This is a genomic window from Vibrio sp. 1641 (genome assembly GCF_033339995.1).
In the GTDB taxonomy this organism is placed as follows: domain Bacteria; phylum Pseudomonadota; class Gammaproteobacteria; order Enterobacterales; family Vibrionaceae; genus Vibrio; species Vibrio alginolyticus.
The window spans coordinates 1-516 of the sequence record NZ_JAWOVP010000518.1; the positions used below are offsets into that span (position 1 = coordinate 1).

Consider the following 516-nt stretch of genomic DNA (forward strand, 5'->3'; position numbering starts at 1 on the left):
GACGTGATTTTGGATACACCGCTGGCTAAAGTTGGTGGCAAAGGCTTGTTCGTTAAAGAACTTGAAGTTGCCATGCTTGAAGGCCGTGCAGATCTAGCCGTGCACTCAATGAAAGACGTACCTGTCGACTTCCCAGAAGGCCTTGGCCTCGTGACCATTTGCGAGCGAGAAGACCCTCGCGACGCCTTCGTTTCTAATACCTATAGCAACATTAATGAACTCCCTCAGGGTGCGGTCGTCGGTACTTGCAGTTTGCGTCGCCAATGCCAACTGAAAGAATACCGCCCAGACATCATTATCAAAGAACTGCGTGGCAACGTGGGGACTCGACTTGGCAAACTGGATGCGGGTGAGTACGACGCTATCATTCTTGCAGCCGCAGGTCTAAAGCGCTTGAAATTGGAAGACCGAATTCGCAGCTGTATCGAACCAGAACAATCACTGCCAGCGGTTGGCCAAGGCGCAGTCGGTATTGAATGCCGCGCAGACGACGAACGCTTACTCAAACTTCTGGAG

General features: G+C 51.9%; 1 protein-coding gene. It reads left to right on the top strand.

Translation table 11 applies throughout. From position 1 onward, the window contains the following. On the top strand, positions 1–516 hold a 516-nt coding region (gene hemC, locus R7Z47_RS26885; RefSeq protein ID WP_318131031.1), incomplete at both ends, for a hydroxymethylbilane synthase.